Here is an 18,542-nt window from a genome sequence, read left to right on the forward strand (position 1 = left end):
CAGTGCCTCGAGACCGCCAGACGCCGCCTGGATGAGACTTCGCATGCGTCGGAAACCGAGAAAATCGAGACGCTTGTGGCTTCCGCCATCGAGGCGGGTTGGGAAGACGATGAAGTGCGCGACGCACTTAGCCCCGGTGACGAGCAAGACAACAAAATGCGGCAACAGGAACCACCTGTCCCAACTATCGGTGTGGTTCCCTCGCAAAGGGGGCATACGGACTAAACCTTGAATATACTCTGTCGAGATCTCATCTTTCGGGAGAGCATTCCTAATCGCTTTCAAGCGAGGCACACTGCAACAGCCGGTACTGATTCCGTTCTGCGTGCGACCGATGCAAATCGCTTCTCGAACTCTACGAGGTAAGTGTTGACGCAGTTCTTCGAAACAACTCAAGGCATCATGCTAGTCGGAGCGATGATTGGGGCTGGCTGTTTCGCCGCCGGCACGATCATACCGAGCGTGCTGCGGTGGACGGCTGCCGAACGCGGTCGGAACCCAAAAGCCAAAGCGCGCAGCGCGGCAATGCTGACAGCTCTGGCATTAGACGATTTTGTCGGCGCCGCATACGCTGCCGTTCACGATACGCCTGAATTCAACCCAGTCAACGAAGGCGAGTTCGTCTTCCACACAGCGGATCCGGTTCTTGTCCTCCCACGGGCTGAAGACTTGAGCCTCCTCGGCGACGAGCTCTTCCACGAAGCTTTATGGTTATCGAACCGGGTGACGAACCTTGGGAACGCGTTGGATAACCTTGATCTCTCCGGCCCAGGCTTCGACAGCTTTTTCGAGCGGCGCCAGGAGGGCTATGCGGTGATCGCGGCGAAGGCGATGGACCTCATCGAGCGACTGCTTGCCGATTTTGATCTCAGTCTTCCGGAAAAACCTGACTACTACAGGCAACGCGATGGATTTGCCTCGGTCGTACAAGCTGCTGGCGAACGCAGCAACGGCATCAAGAAGACGGCAGCGAGGGTTCCGACCCCTGGTTCCAATGTCACTCATCTCTTCCCGAAGACAGGTGAAGAGGGCGAGTAGCGTCCCGTCCGGGCGCAAGGCGCCCAGCGGACGACGGGACCGTTGACCATCACGAAGTCCTATGTCGCATCTCTCCCGATCTGGCGGCTTGACGGTGTCGTTCGGATCATCGACACTCGGTAGTCAGAGGTTAATGGACCTGATGCTTGAGAGTAGCAGCCGCAAGCCCGGCTGCGCCGCTTCCCGCAACGCGGTCTCCAAGGGGAACCACCGTGTCTTTCGGACACCCTTCTCCGGAAACTTGTCCGCGATCATCGAGACCTTAAGAAGATGGACGGCCACGTGGTATTGGTTGGGACTCGTGTCCTTCCGATAAGAAAACGTACCGAACACGGTTTTGTCGACGACGCCTGAGACCCCGGCCTCCTCGAACGCCTCTCTCAGCGCCGCGGCGCTGCTGACCTCACCACCTTCGACGTGCCCCTTCGGAATGCCCCATCGACCGTTCCGTCGGCTGCCTACAAAAAGGATTTCAACTCCACCGTTTTCGTTCCGACGGTAGCAGAGAGCACCAGCCTGCGCGATATCGCGACCAGACACCGTTTTCGTAAGTTCTGTCTGGGCGCTTTCGTTGAGCATCGTCCGCCTCCGGTTTCGAAGCCCGCGCAAGCTAGCTGGACAAAGTTGAAGAGTCCAGTTTGCTTCATCACGTCGTGACGCGACCGAACTATGACAGGGCCTCCAGCGTTGATGAGCATCCAATCAGAATGGAGCCTGCCTTGCCATCAGAAATCGAAATCAAGCTCGACCTCTCTAGCGAAGCCCTTGAGAGCCTTTTGGGTTCCGATCTTCTCGGACAGCCCGACGAGGCGCTGCAGCAGTCTTCGACCTACTTCGAGACGGACGATCGTCGGCTGTCGGAGAAGGGGTTCTCTCTGCGTGTCCGCTCTACCGGCGCGTCCCACGTCCAGACTGTGAAGGCATCCGGGCCGGCGAAATCACTGTTTGTTCGTTCAGAATGGGAGACGTCCATTGAAGGCAATGAACCCGTCCTCGACCATACGAGCCCTCTCATAAGCGAGTTCGGACCGGAACTTGAGGTGGAAGCCGCTTTCACCGTGTTCATTGAGCGTCGCGTCTGGAACATCGAGTTGAACGGCTCTCGGCTGGAGGTGGTCGTTGATCGGGGAGACGTAGTGTCTGGCAACAGGCGCTCGCCTGTTCAGGAAATCGAGGTTGAACTGAAGGACGGCGATCCGAAGGACCTATTCATCTTCATTCGCAAGATCGACGCGATCGCGCCGTTCCGATTCGGCATTCAGTCCAAGTCAGATCGGGGCCTCGCGCTTCTGGACAGGCAGCAATTCATGTTCAAGGCAGAGCGCCTCGATCTCGAACGAAACATCAAGGCGTCTAGCGCCTTTCGAGAGATCGCCGCGTCCTGCTTTCGGCAGTTCCGTCTCAACGAAGAAATCCTTCTCCAGCGACGAAATTCGGAAGCCCTTCATCAAGCGCGGGTAGCTCTGCGGCGTCTCCGCTCTGCGTTCTCTCTGTTCAGGCCGCTCCTGATGGGCGACGAGCCGAAAAGGATCCAAGAGGAGCTTCGCTGGCTCGCCGGCGTCCTCGGCGAAGCACGTAATCTCGACGTCCTGCTTATGAAAGCGAAGGACTCCGATCTTCGGGCCAAGCTCAAGGATGCCCGCAACAAGGCATACGGCGACGCTGTCGAGGCTCTGGGGTCGGCGCGAGCGCGCGCGCTCATTATCGATTTCAACGAGTGGCTTCAATGTGACCTCGATCGCACTGGCGGCAGCGCAACTTCCGAGGACACATCGGCCTCGGAGTTTGCCGCGAGGGCCATCGAGAAGATGCGTAAGAAGCTGAAAAAGCATGGCAGTGCGTTGGCTGAGACCGACGACGAGCATCGTCACCAGGTTCGCAAGGACGCTAAAAAGCTTCGCTACGCGGCCGAGTTCTTCGGATCGCTGTTCGACGACAAGCGCGGCACGCGCCGGCACCGGAAATTCATCGCAGCGATGGAGGAGCTGCAGGACTATCTTGGAGCACTGAACGATCTGGCAACCGGACCGAAGGTGCTCGCGCAGCATGGACTGGCCAACCACCCTGCTCGAGATTCTGTCGTTTCTCACGATGACAAGAATGCGTTGATCCGCATGGCGCAGTCCTCAGTAGATGAGGTCATCGACACGAAGCGCTTCTGGCGCTGACATGAGGACGCCATGAACCTCAAGCGAAGGAACCTCAGCCTATCCGGCACGGTCGAGAACGTCGATGAACATGAGCAGACACGATGAATGACATTGACGTCTATCCGAAGCCGATCCAGCAATATGGTGCATTGTGTTTCCGAAACACACCCAAGGGGCCAATGGTGCTTCTTATCACGACGCGGGAGACGAGACGTTGGATGATCCCGAAGGGCTGGCCGATATCAGGTCTTAAGCCGCGCAAGGTGGCGGAACGTGAAGCCTGGGAGGAAGCTGGCGTGATCGGAAGGGCGAAGAAGAAGCCCTTCGGCGAGTTCTTCTATGACAAACTTATGCAGGACGGAAGTGGAGCGCGACCAGTCGTTGCCGTCTTCCTACTGGAGGTCCGCCGTAACCGAAAGCGCTTTCCAGAGATGGCCGAGCGAGACTCCGTGTGGCTGACGCCAATGGAGGCCGCCCGCCGCGTAGACGAACCGGAGCTTGAGCGCCTACTGCTCAAGTTTGGACGGATGTTCAAGCGTGCGGGACGACTCCTCTAGCTCGATCGGTCGCGGACATATTATCGATGTGGGGAATTCCCGTTCCGCCTTTCGTCAGCGACGAGTTCCTCTTGGAATGTGAACTCGCCTCTACTTCTCCAGGTTAGCTTCGACCTTCTTGCGGCTGTTGCCGACTTTTTTGACAGTCTCCCTGACCTTCGACTTCGAGACCCGTTCTTTTTCCGCCTCATACTGGACCTCGTGATCCTGTCCTCCCGCCACACGGGCTCGATCTTGCGCGCGGCCTCGGCTGGTGTTTGCCGTTGGGAAGTGCCTCCTGTTGAGTTCTCTTCCTAAACGACTGATGAATCAGGAAGTTCCGGCAACGGCTAACACTGCCGACCAGGCTTTATCGAAATGGTGATCCGCGACCGGAATCAGTTTCCTAAGCAACAGGCGTAAGCCATTGAAAAATGATTCGTTTCAAGTCGGAACGAATCAGCTCGTCGAGTCTTGAGTCGCGACTCAGTGATTCGGGAGTGAAGGGTCATGGCGGGTGGTCATCGTGCTCAGTGGAAGGGCTTCCTCAAATTTAGCGAGGTGTCGTGCGGCGTCGCGCTCTACACCGCCGCTAGCACCTCGGAACGCATCACGTTCCACACGATCAACAGGTTGACTGGCAATCGCGTCAATCGCGTCTTCATCGACAGCGAGACCGAAGATCCTGTTCCGAAAGAAGCTCAGACGAAGGGCTTCGAGATCGAGAACGGCCGGTACATCATCATCGACCCCGAAGAAGTGGCCGCAGCGATCCCCGAGAGCAACAAGACGCTCGAGATCGAGGCATTCATTCCTTGCGCCGATGTCGACGACGTCTACTTCGACAAGCCCTACTATCTGACGCCCGACAAGATGGGCGGCGACGCCTTCGCCGCGTTGCGGGACGGAATGAAGAAGTCGAAGGTCGTGGCCATCGCCCGCACGGTCCTCTTCCGACGGATGCGCACGGTCCTGATCAGACCGCACGGCAAGGGTCTGATCGCAACGACGCTGAACTACGACTACGAGGTCCGCTCGTCTGCGAAGGCTTTCGAAGAAATGCCGAAGATGAAAATCGTGGGCGAGATGCTTGATCTCGCAAAGCACATCATCTCGACGAAGAAGGGCGAGTTCGATCCTGCGACCTTCGATGACCGCTATGAAGCCGCCGTGGCGGAACTGGTGAAGGCGAAGATCGAAGGTAAGGCGCTTCCGAAGCGCAAGGAAGTCAAGGTCTCGAAACCGAACGACCTTCTTGCCGCGCTTCGAGAGAGTGCCAGGATGGTGAAGGCCGCGGAGAGCAAGCCGAAGCGGACGGCCGCCAATGCCAACGCCGGTTCCAGCCGCGACAAGGCCCGTCGCGCCTCGGGCAAATCCGCGGCGGCGCCGGCCGCGCAGCGTAAAGCGAGCTGAGGAGACCAGCCATGCCGCGCCCCTACTGGAAAGGCTATCTCAAGCTGTCGCTGGTTACATGTCCCGTGGCAATGAGTCCGGCGACAAGCGACAGCGAAAAGGTTCGCTTCCACACGCTCAACAGGGAAACAGGAAATCGTGTCGTCTCACAGTACGTCGACTCGGTGACGGGCAAGCCGGTGAAGGACGAAAACGAAGCCAAGGGCTACGCCCGCGGCGAGAACGACTACGTCATTCTGACGGACGACGACCTCGACTCCGTGGCTCTTGATACGGTGAAGACCATCGACATCGACAAGTTCGTGCCGGCCGAGAGCATCGAATGGGTCTATCTCGAGAAGCCCCATTACCTTATGCCCGACGACCCGGTCGGACATGAAGCGTTTGCCGTCATTCGAGATGCGATGGCATCGGACAAAGTCGTCGGCGTCTCGAAGCTCGTAATCGGTCGTCGGGAGCGTGCGGTCGTTCTCGAACCTCGCGGCGAAGGCATCGTTCTCTGGACGCTGCGGTTCGGCGACGAAGTGCGTCCCGAGGAATCCTACTTCGAAGGAATCGATGAAGAGGCTGACCCCGAACTGATTCCGCTAGTCCAGCAGTTAATCAAGCAGAAGACCTCCCGGTGGTCCTCGGACATGGTCAGCGACCCGATCCAAGAAAGCCTGCTGAAGATCATTGCGGAGAAGAAGAGGGCTCTCAAGCCCGCCAAGAAGGCCGCGAAGGGCAAGCCGGACGCCACTCAGGGCTCGAATGTCGTGAACATCATGGACGCGTTGAAAAAGTCCGTGGCCGCAGAGCTGAAATCGGGCAAGGCCCGGTGACATCATGCACGACGTGAGCGCGATACCAATCATGGAAATTGCCGTGTCTTCGCCCGATCGAGAACACTTCGCAACGGCATCCACGATATCGGGCCTGATGGGCATCTTGATGTCGGAGAGATGGCCCAGGCATCTAAATGGTCCGACATGGCAGCACGCGCTTGCCTCATGTATGCGGTCGCCTCAAGGCGAATTGCAGCCCACGAGGGCGAGACAAGTTTTCGTGTCTGCAGCTCGAGCCGCCCATTTGAAGGTATTGCCCGACGACGAACAGCGGCTTCGGAGCCGTGCCGCGTCTCCGCGCCGGAAAGTCGTCGTGCGAAGACGTGAATTGGAAGCCGGATCGGTCGACGGGTGATCATTCTCCACCAGATGACGACCTGGACGAGCTCAGGCATTCTCATTTCTGGGTTTTCTGCTATCGTCCACAGGTCACGGGAGTAGGCGTCATGGCAGTGAGTTTGGTTCCGCATGCATTTTACTGGGCGAAGTCCTCGAAGTATTTCGACGGACAACCAACGATCGTTCGGGTCTCTACGGTCTTCGGGGAGGATCCTGACTATTGGACGCTGGCGCTCCTGGGAACCGATCAGCACGCCATGCCCGCGGACTTCGAGATCATCGCTCCGGCGGAGCTCCCAGAAGAATACCCTGTCCGGCAAGCCGCCGAGTGAGACCGTTTATCGGGCAAGCGACCGAAGGCTCTCGACGGGGCACCCTTTTTGTCGGGCGTTCACACCGCCAAACTGCCCGATGGAGAAATTTGCCATAACCCATCGGAACTTGCGGGAGGTTCGACGACGGGGCTGCCCTGCTCCCTCCAACCGATTTCGACCTCACCATCCCTCCGAACGCCAGACACGTCCAACGTCCCTGTACCCACCGAGAGCGCGCCGATACCGGTACCCGTCGCGCTCTTGCGTGATCTGCTCAGGGAATATGGATCGAGCGTGTCGTCCAACCGGATCCACCCCGCTCGCTGTAGGAACGTCGACTTTCGACCGGGTCGACCCAGTTTGAACCCTGGTGACGCGGCCAGCGTTGTTGGCAACGATACTGATGTCGTTAGATGGAACGCCTGCCTGCCCGCCCAACGGGCAAATAAAAAAGGCCGGGGCGAAATCGCACCGACCTTTCCAACATCGCTCTTCACACCAGTGCCAGTACATCCGTGGTCAAAAGCAGATAAGCGACTTCGGCAGTCGCGAACACTCGCGTGGAGCACTCACCAGCAACGCCGATGACCGTTAAATAGCGTCGGATTGTGTTTAATTCAAGTCGCCCGGCAAGAAGCTCCGCGAATCAGACGGACCGCCGTCTCGCCTGCACAACGGCCGATGGCCTGTCGGGAACTTATTGCGACCACCAAACCGGCAACAAGGTCACCGCGAACATTACCAGCACGAGGGCCAGGTAAACAGTCCATCCAATCGCCCGACGAAACGGTCTAGGCAGGCGGGTAATACGGACTAGCAGGCGATTTGCGAAGCCTGCCTCTGGGGGAACGTCTCCCTGCCCACGATTATTACGTCCGCTAGTCATTCGAGAGCTTTCAGTCAAACAAGTAAACGCTCGGGCGAAGTGGCCGCCCGGCGCACAGGAGTGTTGTCTGCTTGGGGTAAGCAACAATCGCCGAGCGACCGTATAAATAACCACCAAAGGCATTCAAAAGTTCCCACTATATAACGCTCCGCCGGAAGTGTATCCAAAGTTGTTTTTTCAGTTTATTTGAATAAAGGTAGAGAATTAAAGACGAGCGCAAACAGCCTTGTGGTCAAATCGAGCACAGAACGATCGCGCGAAAGGTTCCGCGATCGCGCAGTCCAGGCCCGGCTACCGACGAAGACGTCGAAAAGCTTCGTCAGAAGCTTCAGTATCTTACGCGAGCAAAGGTGAAGACGGAAATCGACGAATACTTCGCGAAGCCTCACGGCAAATTGGAGCGAGGGCCGATGCTAGGCTCGTTTACCTCACTGTCCATCTTCGCGTTTGATCTCGATAAACGGGGACAATCCCTTCAGGCTTGGGAGACCGGGCGGCGAAGACGAGGAAGCGGCCGACCGGGCCGCCCGGTAACAAACCTGATTGGTTTCGATCGGCTCCTTCCCCTACCCGAAAGGATTATCCGCATCCTGGACGGTTGCGAGACCGCTCGCCAGTTCATACGTTCTGTGATCCAACCTCACAGGAGCAGAAGATGCAGATCGACCTCACAGGCAAGACCGCGCTAGTCACGGGATCGACCGAAGGCATTGGATACGCGATCGTCCGCCAGCTCGCGAGGGCGGGCGCAGACGTGGTGGTCAACGGACGATCCGAAGAAAAGACCGCAAATGCCGCCGAACGCCTGAAAGGCGAAGGTGCCAGGGGAAGCGTGACCGCTGTCGCAGCCGATCTCGCAACCGCTAAAGGATGCGACGCACTCTTCGCCAAAGTTCCTCATGTGGACATCCTCATCAACAATGCGGGCATCTTTCAGCCGCTCGATTTCTTCGACGCGGACGACGAGGTATGGGACCGTCACTGGCAGGTGAACGTCATGTCCGCCGTCAGGCTTTCACGTGCATATCTACCCGGCATGCAGAAGATCGACTGGGGCCGCGTCATCTTCATCGCGTCGGAATCCGGCTTCAACATTCCGGTCGAGATGATCCACTACGGCGTCAGCAAGACGGCAGACATCGCCGTTGCCCGCGGCCTTGCCAAGCGCATGGCTGGCACGGGCGTCACGGTGAACTCCGTCCTCCCCGGCCCCACACTTTCCGAAGGCGTCGAGGCGATGCTCGCCGATGAGCGGGCGAAGACCGGGAAACCGATCGAGGAGGTCGCGGCGGACTTTGTCAAGAAGCACCGCGGCAGTTCGATCATCCAACGAGCTGCAAGCGTGGAGGAAGTCGCCAACCTCGTCACCTACCTGGCCTCCCCTTTGGCGTCCGCAACGACGGGCGCTTCGATGCGTGTGGACGGAGGGCTGATCGACACGCTCTGACTCCACCGACCTACCGCTGCAGGCGGTATGGCATGCCTACCAGCGCACCTACGACCCACCGATCGTGGGTGGTCGCCCAGACCAGTGACGCGACCAGCCCATTCGCCCTCGATCGTCGCGCGGCCTTCGAGTTCGAGGCCGAGCTCGCGAAAGAAGTCTATCGCCACCCCCAATGGCTTCGACGACGATCCCGATGTTGGCTTATCCTGGTGATACTACTCGTTGACGTGGAACACTGCTTATCCCATCTAGGGTTCATGCCGAAACACGAAAAGAACGATGTGGAGCTGGTCAGGACGTGGGTGCTGCCGCCATCAGCGACCCTGGGATCTTCGGTCCGCGTCAAGGGAATTCTCCTCGAGCTGCGGGCGCGGTTGCCGATCGCTTCGAAAAAGTCGCTGGATATCGAGCAAGGAGAACTCACGCTGGCGATGCCTGCAAGTGCCAAGGCAGAATTCCATGGCGCGGCGTCGGTTGTCGCCACTGCGCTGGAAGACATCGAAAGCATGCCTGTAATCCCGCGCGAGATCCAGGATATCCTGTCGATCAAGACGAGCGAGCGTCATCGCTGGCTCAAGGACGGCCGTCTGCCGAGCGCTGGCACGCGCACCGTGAAACTGCGCGGTCGAGCACGAAAGATCACCTTCCACGTGTTCGACCCGCGCGTCGTGGAAGACCTTCTCAATCGGGGCGTCGTCGATGAATGGCGGGAGGAGGATTTGGCGGCGACCGCGGAGAACCGACGCAGGGCAGCATACAAGGCGAAGCTGACGCGATCTCTGAAGAATGCTGGCAAGTCTTCTAAGACGATCGAACGACATCCGGACGATGCAGCGACGAAGCTGCGCGGCTGGGAAGAATTCAACGTCGACGGCCTTCTTCGGTGAACCCACCCCATATTCGCTGTCCTGGCGCCCAGGAGCACAAGCCTGTTTCACATTCAGGTTCCTGGAAATTCCTCGCCCTGACCTTCAACGTATCGATGTGCGGTCCCTGGTGAAGATGACTCGTGGCTGATGAATCGGCTTTGGTCCGCAGCGTGACCCCGGATTTTCAGGAGGAATTCTGCCATGGCTTCCCCGGCGATGCACATGAAGGTATGGAAACGTCTCGGTGAAATTTGAGGAGGATCGCATGGACCGCGGACAGGTGATCGCAGTCGCGACGGATGATAAACATCGGTTTTCGAAGAGGCAGATGAATGAGATCCACATCCTCGCGGGTCTCGGCGTCGAGGGCGACGCGCACCTGGGCGTGACCGTCAAGCACCGCTCCCGGATCCGGGCCGATCCCAGTCAGCCGAACCTGCGACAGGTTCATCTGATCCAGGCGGAGCTTTTGGACGAGCTTGCCGATCAAGGTTTCAAGGTTGGTCCGGCCGACCTGGGCGAAAACATTACCACCCGCGGCGTCGACCTTCTGGCGCTCCCGCGCGGAACGGTTCTGAAGCTCGGTGCGAACGTCGAGCTTCAGGTCACGGGGCTGCGCAATCCCTGCTCGCAGATCGACAACCTCCAGCCGGGACTTCTCAAAGCCGTCCTCGGCAGAGGACCGAACGGCGAACTCATTCGGAAGACCGGCGTCATGACGATCGTGCTCAAGGGCGGAGTCGTCGTTCCCGGCGACGCTATTGCCATCGAGTTTCCCGTCCCACCATTGCTTCCGCTCGAAGTCGTGTAGGGCGCCCGTATTGTTCATGAAGCACCCTCGCATCGACGTTCGAACGCCAGACGCCAGTTATTGCACATGATCCATTTTACCGGCGATACTCATTTCGGCGACCCGCGTGTCCTTCGTCTCGACAGACGTCCATTCTCCGACGTGGTCGAACACGATGACGCCCTGATCCGCACTTGGAACGAAACGGTCGGGCCTGACGACGAGGTTTGGCACCTGGGAGACTTCATGTCGGCAAGAGCGGGCGATTGTACCGAGCTGCTTGCCAGGTTGAACGGTCGAAAGCACCTGATCATCGGCAACAATGACCCGGCGACGACCACGAATTCGCCGGGCTGGGAAAGCGTGCAGCATTACGCGGAACTCCGCCACGAGGAACGTCATCTTATCCTGTGCCATTACGCTTTTCGAACCTGGAACCAGATGGGCAAGAAGTCGATCAATCTGCATGGCCACTCGCATGGCAGATTGAAGCCTCTTCCCCGCCAGTACGACGTCGGCGTCGATGGGCAGGGACTTCGCCCCGTCACGCTGGCGCTCCTTTTGACAAGGAAGCGTTTCGTCATGGGTGGAGGAGGCATTTTGGACGAATAGAGAAGGCGTGCAGCGAGGGCAAGCCGTTTCTCAGGCGCCAACGGCCGCTACCTGGTGGTGCGGTGTTGGAGCCGTTATGCTTTTGAGTGGACTCGAACTCTAGGCACCCCTTCCCATTCGTTCGGCCAAGCCACAAGGCACTTATCATCGGGCTCACGATGATGCCCCCGCGCAGGATGTGTCTGGGATAGCCGCCACCGCGACCCTCGCCTTCGTCGTCCTTTTTACATCCTCGATCTGGCTGTCGACAGGCAGAATTGTTCTGGGAAGTGAAAAACAAATGCCGTTGCTGGCCCGGCGATGCGGATCCGCAACCCTGCTGGTGTTCTCGGCCGTGCTGACCCTCAGCGCATTTTAACGGCACCAAGAATACCGCTACCGTCCTCATTGAAGTCTCACACCAGATTGACGAGCCGATCGGCAGTAGCCTGCAGATCGGCTCGACCCCGAACACTGTTCGTCGATGAACGATCATCGCTTCAATGGGCGGTCGAGGTCCGCCTTCGTGAAATGAGCATACATCTCGCGCAAGATCTCGTGGGCCTGAAGAAGGTCCCGGTTCCCTGCTCAAGAGCCTTCATCTTTCTGCAACATTACACAGCAGGCCTGCTCGTTTAAACGCAATCGCCCGCCCGAAGACGATCAGGCGGCTTCGGCGGAGAATCGCTCAAATAGCGGCTTGAGGCGGGGATGACGCGCTGCCTGGGGCGGGTGGATCTCAACCGTTCGACCGGATTTCGTCTCGCGCCGGAGCCATTCGCTGATGGTCTCCGCGCTCGTGTGATCAATGTAATGCAGGTGACTGCCGATGATACTGACTTTACGACCTTCAGGCAGCCCTTCGAGCGTATTAAGTAGCGCTGGCACGTCCTTGCAGGTGACCGCTCCGCGCAGCCGAACATGTATTTCGCCGTTGACTTCGGAATGCCGGATCGCCTGCTTTCGGCGCAGATAGGGAAGAACTTCGAGGATCGACAGCGCAAGTCCGAGCGCCACACCAACCAGCAAGTCCTGCAGGACGACCATCGCCACTGTGACGGCCCAGATTCCGACCGGCATGAGACCATGGTGTTCGAACAGGTGGCGCACATGATGAAGGCTGATCAGCCGCCAGCCGGTGACAATCAGGACAGCGGCGAGCGCCGTCAACGGTATCATTTCCAGAAGATCCGGCAAAAGCGCCACCAGGCCCAGGATCCATAGGCCATGCAATACTGCCGAGATTCGCGTGCGTGCCCCCGCCTGAATATTGGCCGATGACCGGACAATGACACCCGTGATAGGTAATGCACCGAGCAGGCCGCACAGTCCGTTGCCGACGCCCTGGGCAAACAGCTCCTTATTGAAGCGCGTGCGTCCGCCGTCATGCATCCGATCGACTGCCGCTGCCGAAAGAAGTGTTTCGGCGCTCGCAATGACGGCAATCATCAGGGTCGCCAAGATGACGCCGGGCTGCACCAAGTTGGCAAAATTCTCAGCGGTCGGCAGCGATATACTCTCAAGGAGTGAGGTAGGCACAGATACGTGGGCAATTGGGAGGTCGAGCGCGGTGGTCAGGACCGTGGCGGCTGCAACCCCGACAAGCGCCCCAGGAACGAGTGGCAGCGATTTGGGGCGAAATTTCTCCCAGCAGACCATCGCGAGGAGAGCGATGAGACCAACCAGCAGTGCGACGGCCTCGTTGGTCACGCTGGCGCCCGATAGTCTGCCGACGCTCTCGTCGAAAGCGGTGACATTCTCGATGCCTCCCGCCGCGGGCTTTGAGCCCATCAGAACATGGACCTGCCCGAGGATGATCAAAATGCCGATGCCGGCCAACATACCATGAACCACGGCTGGCGAAATTGCTCTGAACCAAGAGCCGATCCGGAGGAAACCCGCTATGATCTGCAGGAGACCGACGACGAGCAGGACCGGCCCCAGCAGGGCAATTCCATACTGGTCGACGAAGCCGAAGACGATGACGGTAAGACCAGCGGCAGGGCCTGAGACCTGAAGAGGCGAGCCCGCCAGAAGCCCGACAACGAGGCCACCTATGATACCGGAGACAAGTCCCATGGCCACGGGTACCCCGGAGGCGACGGCGATGCCCAGGCAGAGCGGAATGGCGACAAGAAAAACGACCAGAGACGAAGCCAGGTCGCGCGAAAATGCAGAGCTGTTTTTCATGATGTCACTATTCCCCGGCAAGCGTTGCAGAAACCCGCGGCATGACATGCGGGTGATTTCGCCCTGTGAAGGCGACTGGCAGCGCCTCACCCTCCTGCACCTCGGTAAAACTTGCCAAAGCCCCGTCATAGACTTGGACCTCGCCCGTCTCGATGTCGAAGAACCAGCCATGCAGGGTGATCTCGTTGGTCGCGAGCTTTGCAGCCACGGACGGATGCGTCTTTAAGTGGTCGAGCTGAACAACGACGTTTTCCATGCCCACTGCACGCACGCGTTCGGCTTCGGAAAGGTTGTCGGGATAGGCTTGGCAAACAATCGAAAAGGCGGCGTGACTGTGCCGCAGCCAGGCTGCGACATTCGGCATCGGTTCCAGCATTTCCGGCCGGCACAGCCCTTTCATCGCCCCGCAATCGGAGTGACCGCAAACGACAATGTCGCTGACACCTAACGCGAGGATAGCGTATTCGATAGCCGACGAGACGCCACCATTGAGGGTCGAAAAGGGCGGAACAATATTGCCTGCATTGCGGCAAACGAAGAGATCGCCGGGACCGGACTGCGTTATCGTTTCCGGCATTACGCGGCTGTCAGCACAAGATATCATCAAGGCATGTGGTTGCTGGCCTTCGCGAGCCAACTTGCGGTAAAGCGCCGAGTGACCAGGAAACACGGCGCCGCGAAAATTGGAGATACCTTTCAGGAGATCACCCATATTCGGATCCTCTTTCTAGCCGGACATCGGGTTGGGAGGTTGTCGCTCATCCGGCGGGTTGCAGAAGCGATCTTTTCGCAAGCGTAGATAAAGGGAAAGGAACTCCGAAAAAAAGAGCTCCACACCATATTGCAGCGCAACATTTTTTGAACGAGATGTGATCTGGCTAATTCCAACTCACGTCGCAGGTTATTTGCAAGACGGTCTGCCATGAGCAAATCAGATTCAAAGCTGCCGCACACGCAGTTCGTCCGGCCGCGACAACCGCATGTTTGTGGAAGCAGTGCTTTGGTGCGTACCGGCTCGCCCTGTCGCGACCCGCCGGAATGATTCGGCGAGTGTAACAATGTCTTCCGCCGTTTCAGCAGCGGGAGCCGGAAGGGTATCTCGTGGCGCACGTTCGCCGCTATCTCGCACGATCCAGACTTCGAATATGTGATCGATGAGCCCATCATCATCGGCGCCCATCAGCACGCTGGTGCACCAGCGGGGCGCCGCCAAGGGGCTGAGATACTGCTGGCCGGATCGGCTTTGGTCGCCCGCTGCCTCGCTCGGCCAGGTGGTTGCCAAAGTTGGGGTCTGAGTCAGACCCATCACGGCGGATATGCGCACAGAGCCAGGTTAAACGGCGACTGCCTCGTCAAGCTCATCGAATCGCTTTCGACGAAAGATGCCATGGCCATCGGGGCTGCTGGTCACACGGTCATGCTGTCTGTGCTGGCATACCAGACTTGTATAGGTTCCATTCGTGAGAAACGCTGCATGTGGCAAATCTGCATCTTTCTATCCCATGCCGTAACTTAGCCAGCCAAGGAATTGCTTTCCTCCAGCCATGCATTCACTCCGTCCGTTGTCCGTTCGTAGAACCTGCCCGGTCCCACCAATTCCTCAATCCCGGCAAGCCGCATGGCATCTCGTACGGGGTCCCGAACGTGGGAGAATGCGACGGTGACGCCCACGCTCCGAAGGTCCTTGATAAGGACAGAAAGCCCGTCCACTGCAGTCACGTCGATAAAGTTTACCGAGCTAAAGTCGAGCAGCGCGCATCTGACCTCGGGTCGTGCGCTCAGAGCTTCTTTCAACATGCCGGCCATTCGTCCGATGGTCGCGAAGAAAAGGTCACCGCCAGCTCTCCATATCAAGAGCCTGTCAAACGTCCTTGCGTCTGGATGGCGTTCCACATCCCGATAGGCCTCGACCCCTGGGACTTGACCAAGTTCGGCGCTGAGTGGGTGGCTTACGAGATAGATAAGCGTCAGGAGAGATAGCACGACTCCAAGCGCGATGCCCTGTGGCACGCCAAGGATCAACTCACCCGCAATGACAATGAGAACGTTCGCGAAAGACCAGCGGCTGCGCAAGAACAGCTGCCGTAAGTAGCTTGGCTTCGACAGATGCAGCATTGCCGCGATGACAACGGCCGCTAGCGCCGGTTGCGGCATCGTGCGGAAAAGCGGGGTCAAGAAAATCAGCGTTAGGAAGCAGAGCGCAGCGGCGACCAGGTTAGCTGCTTGGCTTCGTGCGCCTGCTGCCATTGCCACCGATGTCTTGGAGAGGCTGCCCACTACGAGGAAACCGCCGAAAAGCCCGCTTAACATGTTCGCGGGTCCGTGTGCGATGAGTTCCTGGTTCGGGTCAATCTCGGCGCCGCTTTCCAGTGCGGCCGCCTTGGCCGCCCCAAGAGCTTCCGCGTATCCGACCATCACGATCGCAAGCGCGCCTGGCGCAAGTTGCAACCATATTGCTGGATCAAGGTTTGGCTGGGCCAGACTTGGCAAGCCTGAGGGGATGTGGCCCGCTACATGCACGCCGAAAGCCTCTCCGCCAAGCACGCCGATGGCGATCGTGGCAACGGCCATGACGACGAGAGCTGCCGGTACGAGCGGCACCAGACGGCGAAGCAATAACATGGTAGCGAGCGAAAGCAGACCGGTTGCGGCAGGCGCAACATGGACGTCCGGCAGGTGTGCCAAGATGTTGGAGAGCTTGTCGAAAAAGTTCCCCGATCCGCCTTCGATACCAAGCAGATGAGGCACTTGGCCGATGATCGTCACGTAGACGAGACCTTCTATGAACCCCCGCATAACCGGCGCAGGAATAAAGCTGGCGATCCACCCCATCCGCATGAAACCAAAGATCAGGAAGAGAAAGCCGATCAGCACCGCCAGTGTTGACGTCAGCGAATTGAAATCCGCCGTCCCCTGGGTCGCGATGGCACCAACGGTCAACGCAGAGAGCAAACCGGTCGCCGTATCGGGTCCGACAACAAGCTGGCATGAGCTACCGAGAAGTGCGTAGGCAAGGAGTGCCGGGACTATCGTGTAAAGTCCCATGATCGGCGGGACACCGACGATACCGGCGTAAGCCATTCCTTCAGGAACCATGACCGCCCAGAGCGCGACACCGGCGAATACATCATGCGACAGCCAGTCATGCTGGTAGCCGCGGACCCAATTGACGATGGGTAGCGCGGAGTGGGCGGTAGGTTTGACACTGGGCTGTACCATAGGTCCTCGCAAGGTTTGGGAGTCTATCGGTTCCTAGCCACGACTACTCGTTGATCAAGGAAGCGACACCACTCTAGCTCCGCTCCTTGGCGATCAAATGCGGATCGAATTCCGCGGTCGTATCTTACTGTAACCTACTTCAAGAACTCGGCCACGGGGGATAGTCATCCTGATCGAAGATCAGCGGCACGCGCATCGTTATATGGAACGGCGATATGCTGCGAGCCTTTCTTCCTCTTGTCGATACCCATTGATGATCGCCAGGGTATTCTGGATGCATTAATCGACTGAAGGGACCGCTGCGGCGGTAGATGCCATGTCGATGAAGCATTGCACGCTGGGGATTGGAAACCGGCCTGTCCGGATATCGGTATGGGGCGGCAACAATGATCATTCTATGGCCCCAGAATTCTTTTCATGGTGGCTCGCTGCATCGAACGTGGCGTCAAGCGATTTGAAAAGGCAACGACGTTATTCATGAACCCGGCGATCACGGACGCTTTCCCCTGAGAGAGTGCTCGAAGGCCGCTTTCGGCGACTGGACGGGGCTTCATTGTCAAAAGGCGCAGTATGGGTGAGACCGGAGCCCCGGCAGCTGTATCGAAACCCGTTTCGGTGTGCCCTGGGCAAAGGCTGGTGACGACCACGCCTTGCCGACGGAGCTCTTCGTGCAGGGCTTCTCCAAACGCCAGTACATAAGACTTCGTCGCAGCGTAAGCAGCAAAGCTGGGAACCGGCTGAAGCGCAAGGAGACTTGCCACGAGAAGGATCTGGCCCGATCCCCGGGCGGCCATGTCACGTCCGAAAGCATAGCTCAGTTCGGTGAGCGCCGTGATGTTGAGCTGGATCATATCGGTGGTGCGCTCGATCGGTGTTTCGAGAAAATCGCCGTGCAACCCGTATCCGGCATTGTTCACCAGGATGTCGATCTGTAGCGACTTCTCATCCAGGCTGGTCTTCAAACGGGCAGCAGCGCCTGGAGCGGCAAGATCGATTGGCTCGACAACGATATCGACATCATGCTTCCGCCGAAGTTCGGCAGCGAGCTTCTCCATTGGCTCCCTGCGCCGGGCCGCGAGTACGAGATTGACTTTTTGCGCCGCGAGCAGTTCAGCAAATTCGAGGCCAAGGCCACTTGACGCACCGGTGATCAGGGCACGTTTTCCGGGAGCGCCATCAATTTTTTCCACGACGGAGATTTGCGTTCCCGTGTCAGCACTGTGTTGCATTCGTTTTCCTGTCAATTAACTGGACCTGACCCCCCATGTTTGATTCCCTCGGGGTTGATGGCGAATGGAGATATTCGAGCGCTTCACGCATCGATTGCTTTCAGAATAAAGTGGATCTGATCACGCAGACCTTCTTCGGTATCTACGCCGTCTCGGACCCCCTGCTCTATGAGAACAGGGTGGTAGAAGGGCATGAGGGCGTTCATCAGAGATCGGGCGGCCTTCGCCGCATCAACACGAAACGCGCCTGTGTCGATCCCATCATTTACAATCGCCTCGATGATCGCCACGAGATGCTTATTATGCGCACCGATGATCGCCCAGTTCTGTGCCGTTGCGGCGACAACCAGATCATGAACCGGCTTCTCGTGCAGGAAGGTGTTTTTCCGTTCCCTGTGAAGCTGATTGAAAAGTTCTACCAGCTTCTCGTAAGCCGGCCCCTCCATCTGTGCAATCGAAGCTGCAGACCGCATTGTTTGTCCGATGATGCGACCACAAATCGCCGTGTTGATCGCCGCCCTTGAAGGAAAAAAGCGATATATATTGGCGCTACTCATCCCGAGGTGGGATGCTATGTCGGCTACCGATGTCTTTTTGTACCCGATGCGCCGAAAGTGTTCTTCCGCCACATCGAGGATTCGCTCCCGCCAGAGATCGGTATGCGTTTCTGTACGGGTGCGGAGGGCTCGTCGGGTCGGGCACAACAT

At 58.3% G+C, this 18,542-nt stretch carries 18 protein-coding genes, 4 pseudogenes and 1 other annotated feature; of the genes and pseudogenes, 13 read left to right on the top strand and 9 right to left on the bottom strand.

All coding sequences use genetic code 11. The features are described 5' to 3' along the window. A pseudogene (locus tag AC1D2N_RS27835) lies at positions 1-225 on the top strand (hypothetical protein); the annotation flags it as partial. Positions 226-369: 144 nt separating this feature from the next. Further along, positions 370-1,038 (top strand): hypothetical protein, encoded by a 669-nt coding sequence (locus AC1D2N_RS27840; RefSeq protein WP_018245203.1) that lies wholly within the window; start codon positions 370-372, stop codon positions 1,036-1,038. Positions 1,039-1,161: 123 nt separating this feature from the next. Here the strand turns inward: AC1D2N_RS27840 and AC1D2N_RS27845 are convergent, their stop codons facing one another. Further along, positions 1,162-1,617 (bottom strand): NUDIX hydrolase, encoded by a 456-nt coding sequence (locus AC1D2N_RS27845; RefSeq protein ID WP_018245204.1) that lies wholly within the window; start codon positions 1,615-1,617, stop codon positions 1,162-1,164. 140 nt (positions 1,618-1,757) lie between these two features. Here AC1D2N_RS27845 and AC1D2N_RS27850 point away from each other — a divergent pair, with 140 nt between their 5' ends. Both AC1D2N_RS27850 and AC1D2N_RS27855 read left to right on the top strand, forming a co-directional pair. Further along, the gene (locus tag AC1D2N_RS27850) at positions 1,758-3,206 is read left to right on the top strand and encodes a CYTH and CHAD domain-containing protein (protein WP_245268265.1); all 1,449 of its coding nucleotides are present in this window, start codon (positions 1,758-1,760) and stop codon (positions 3,204-3,206) included. Between the two features lie 83 nt (positions 3,207-3,289). Continuing rightward, the gene (locus AC1D2N_RS27855) at positions 3,290-3,745 is read left to right on the top strand and encodes an NUDIX hydrolase (protein ID WP_018245206.1); all 456 of its coding nucleotides are present in this window, start codon (positions 3,290-3,292) and stop codon (positions 3,743-3,745) included. Between the two features lie 90 nt (positions 3,746-3,835). Here AC1D2N_RS27855 and AC1D2N_RS27860 read toward each other — a convergent pair whose 3' ends face one another. After that, positions 3,836-4,051: a DUF3606 domain-containing protein gene (locus tag AC1D2N_RS27860; RefSeq protein WP_077988346.1), complete on the bottom strand. Its 216-nt coding sequence runs from the start codon at positions 4,049-4,051 to the stop codon at positions 3,836-3,838. Positions 4,052-4,234: 183 nt separating this feature from the next. Between AC1D2N_RS27860 and ku (AC1D2N_RS27865) the strand changes: the two genes are divergently transcribed. From ku (AC1D2N_RS27865) to AC1D2N_RS27885, 5 genes are all read left to right on the top strand, one after another. Continuing rightward, the gene (ku, locus tag AC1D2N_RS27865; RefSeq protein WP_018245208.1) at positions 4,235-5,137 is read left to right on the top strand and encodes a non-homologous end joining protein Ku; all 903 of its coding nucleotides are present in this window, start codon (positions 4,235-4,237) and stop codon (positions 5,135-5,137) included. 11 nt (positions 5,138-5,148) lie between these two features. Beyond that, positions 5,149-5,958 (top strand): non-homologous end joining protein Ku, encoded by an 810-nt coding sequence (gene ku, locus AC1D2N_RS27870; protein WP_018245209.1) that lies wholly within the window; start codon positions 5,149-5,151, stop codon positions 5,956-5,958. 109 nt (positions 5,959-6,067) lie between these two features. Beyond that, the gene (locus AC1D2N_RS27875) at positions 6,068-6,316 is read left to right on the top strand and encodes a DUF982 domain-containing protein (RefSeq protein WP_370091266.1); all 249 of its coding nucleotides are present in this window, start codon (positions 6,068-6,070) and stop codon (positions 6,314-6,316) included. Positions 6,317-6,407: 91 nt separating this feature from the next. Next, entirely contained in the window at positions 6,408-6,632 is a 225-nt protein-coding gene (locus AC1D2N_RS27880) for a hypothetical protein (protein WP_018245210.1), read from the top strand. Positions 6,633-8,155: 1,523 nt separating this feature from the next. After that, complete coding sequence (locus tag AC1D2N_RS27885; protein ID WP_018245211.1) at positions 8,156-8,947, top strand: SDR family NAD(P)-dependent oxidoreductase; 792 nt, start codon at positions 8,156-8,158, stop codon at positions 8,945-8,947. Positions 8,948-9,018: 71 nt separating this feature from the next. Here the strand turns inward: AC1D2N_RS27885 and AC1D2N_RS27890 are convergent. Further along, positions 9,019-9,142 (bottom strand): annotated as a pseudogene (locus AC1D2N_RS27890) (VOC family protein); the annotation flags it as partial. A gap of 62 nt (positions 9,143-9,204) precedes the next feature. On the opposite strand from AC1D2N_RS27890, the gene AC1D2N_RS27895 reads away from it, so the two are divergent. From AC1D2N_RS27895 to AC1D2N_RS27905, 3 genes are all read left to right on the top strand, one after another. Then, complete coding sequence (locus tag AC1D2N_RS27895) at positions 9,205-9,834, top strand: hypothetical protein (protein ID WP_018245212.1); 630 nt, start codon at positions 9,205-9,207, stop codon at positions 9,832-9,834. A 247-nt stretch (positions 9,835-10,081) separates the two neighbouring features. Then, positions 10,082-10,627 (top strand): MOSC domain-containing protein, encoded by a 546-nt coding sequence (locus AC1D2N_RS27900; protein WP_018245213.1) that lies wholly within the window; start codon positions 10,082-10,084, stop codon positions 10,625-10,627. 66 nt (positions 10,628-10,693) lie between these two features. Further along, positions 10,694-11,218 (top strand): metallophosphoesterase family protein, encoded by a 525-nt coding sequence (locus AC1D2N_RS27905; RefSeq protein WP_018245214.1) that lies wholly within the window; start codon positions 10,694-10,696, stop codon positions 11,216-11,218. Positions 11,219-11,618: 400 nt separating this feature from the next. On the opposite strand, the pseudogene AC1D2N_RS27910 reads toward AC1D2N_RS27905, so the two are convergent. The 3 genes and pseudogenes from AC1D2N_RS27910 to AC1D2N_RS27920 form a co-directional block, all read right to left on the bottom strand. Next, positions 11,619-11,834: pseudogene (locus AC1D2N_RS27910) on the bottom strand (IS3 family transposase); the annotation flags it as partial. Continuing rightward, positions 11,628-11,735 (bottom strand) — a sequence feature (AL1L pseudoknot). (Overlaps the previous pseudogene by 108 nt.) Before the next feature lie 26 nt (positions 11,835-11,860). Further along, positions 11,861-13,387, bottom strand: coding sequence for a SulP family inorganic anion transporter (locus AC1D2N_RS27915; RefSeq protein ID WP_018245215.1), 1,527 nt, complete (start codon positions 13,385-13,387; stop codon positions 11,861-11,863). A gap of 7 nt (positions 13,388-13,394) precedes the next feature. Beyond that, positions 13,395-14,099 carry a carbonic anhydrase gene (locus AC1D2N_RS27920; protein WP_026188655.1) on the bottom strand — a complete coding sequence of 235 codons (705 nt, stop codon included), beginning with the start codon at positions 14,097-14,099 and terminating at the stop codon, positions 13,395-13,397. Between the two features lie 235 nt (positions 14,100-14,334). Here AC1D2N_RS27920 and AC1D2N_RS27925 point away from each other — a divergent pair. After that, positions 14,335-14,609, top strand: a pseudogene (locus tag AC1D2N_RS27925) (IS5/IS1182 family transposase); the annotation flags it as partial. 290 nt (positions 14,610-14,899) lie between these two features. Here AC1D2N_RS27925 and AC1D2N_RS27930 read toward each other — a convergent pair. The 3 genes from AC1D2N_RS27930 to AC1D2N_RS27940 form a co-directional block, all read right to left on the bottom strand. Next, positions 14,900-16,606, bottom strand: coding sequence for a SulP family inorganic anion transporter (locus AC1D2N_RS27930; protein WP_018245218.1), 1,707 nt, complete (start codon positions 16,604-16,606; stop codon positions 14,900-14,902). A 395-nt stretch (positions 16,607-17,001) separates the two neighbouring features. Beyond that, positions 17,002-17,835: an SDR family NAD(P)-dependent oxidoreductase gene (locus tag AC1D2N_RS27935; protein ID WP_018245219.1), complete on the bottom strand. Its 834-nt coding sequence runs from the start codon at positions 17,833-17,835 to the stop codon at positions 17,002-17,004. An 83-nt stretch (positions 17,836-17,918) separates the two neighbouring features. Further along, positions 17,919-18,542, bottom strand: coding sequence for a TetR/AcrR family transcriptional regulator (locus AC1D2N_RS27940; RefSeq protein ID WP_018245220.1), 624 nt, complete (start codon positions 18,540-18,542; stop codon positions 17,919-17,921).

This window comes from Rhizobium sp. P1_B8 (genome assembly GCF_056406515.1).

Excerpts from the sequence above, each read along its gene's own strand:
- AC1D2N_RS27935 (WP_018245219.1), bottom strand. The coding sequence starts at position 17,835 with ATGCAACACAGTGCTGACACGGGAACGCAAATCTCCGTCGTGGAAAAA.
- AC1D2N_RS27900 (WP_018245213.1), top strand. The coding sequence starts at position 10,082 with ATGGACCGCGGACAGGTGATCGCAGTCGCGACGGATGATAAACATCGG.
- AC1D2N_RS27915 (WP_018245215.1), bottom strand. The coding sequence starts at position 13,387 with ATGAAAAACAGCTCTGCATTTTCGCGCGACCTGGCTTCGTCTCTGGTC.
- AC1D2N_RS27845 (WP_018245204.1), bottom strand. The coding sequence starts at position 1,617 with ATGCTCAACGAAAGCGCCCAGACAGAACTTACGAAAACGGTGTCTGGT.
- AC1D2N_RS27940 (WP_018245220.1), bottom strand. The coding sequence starts at position 18,542 with ATGTTGTGCCCGACCCGACGAGCCCTCCGCACCCGTACAGAAACGCAT.
- ku (WP_018245209.1), top strand. The coding sequence starts at position 5,149 with ATGCCGCGCCCCTACTGGAAAGGCTATCTCAAGCTGTCGCTGGTTACA.
- AC1D2N_RS27895 (WP_018245212.1), top strand. The coding sequence starts at position 9,205 with ATGCCGAAACACGAAAAGAACGATGTGGAGCTGGTCAGGACGTGGGTG.
- AC1D2N_RS27880 (WP_018245210.1), top strand. The coding sequence starts at position 6,408 with ATGGCAGTGAGTTTGGTTCCGCATGCATTTTACTGGGCGAAGTCCTCG.
- ku (WP_018245208.1), top strand. The coding sequence starts at position 4,235 with ATGGCGGGTGGTCATCGTGCTCAGTGGAAGGGCTTCCTCAAATTTAGC.
- AC1D2N_RS27930 (WP_018245218.1), bottom strand. The coding sequence starts at position 16,606 with ATGGTACAGCCCAGTGTCAAACCTACCGCCCACTCCGCGCTACCCATC.
- AC1D2N_RS27855 (WP_018245206.1), top strand. The coding sequence starts at position 3,290 with ATGAATGACATTGACGTCTATCCGAAGCCGATCCAGCAATATGGTGCA.
- AC1D2N_RS27905 (WP_018245214.1), top strand. The coding sequence starts at position 10,694 with ATGATCCATTTTACCGGCGATACTCATTTCGGCGACCCGCGTGTCCTT.
- AC1D2N_RS27875 (WP_370091266.1), top strand. The coding sequence starts at position 6,068 with ATGTCGGAGAGATGGCCCAGGCATCTAAATGGTCCGACATGGCAGCAC.
- AC1D2N_RS27885 (WP_018245211.1), top strand. The coding sequence starts at position 8,156 with ATGCAGATCGACCTCACAGGCAAGACCGCGCTAGTCACGGGATCGACC.
- AC1D2N_RS27920 (WP_026188655.1), bottom strand. The coding sequence starts at position 14,099 with ATGGGTGATCTCCTGAAAGGTATCTCCAATTTTCGCGGCGCCGTGTTT.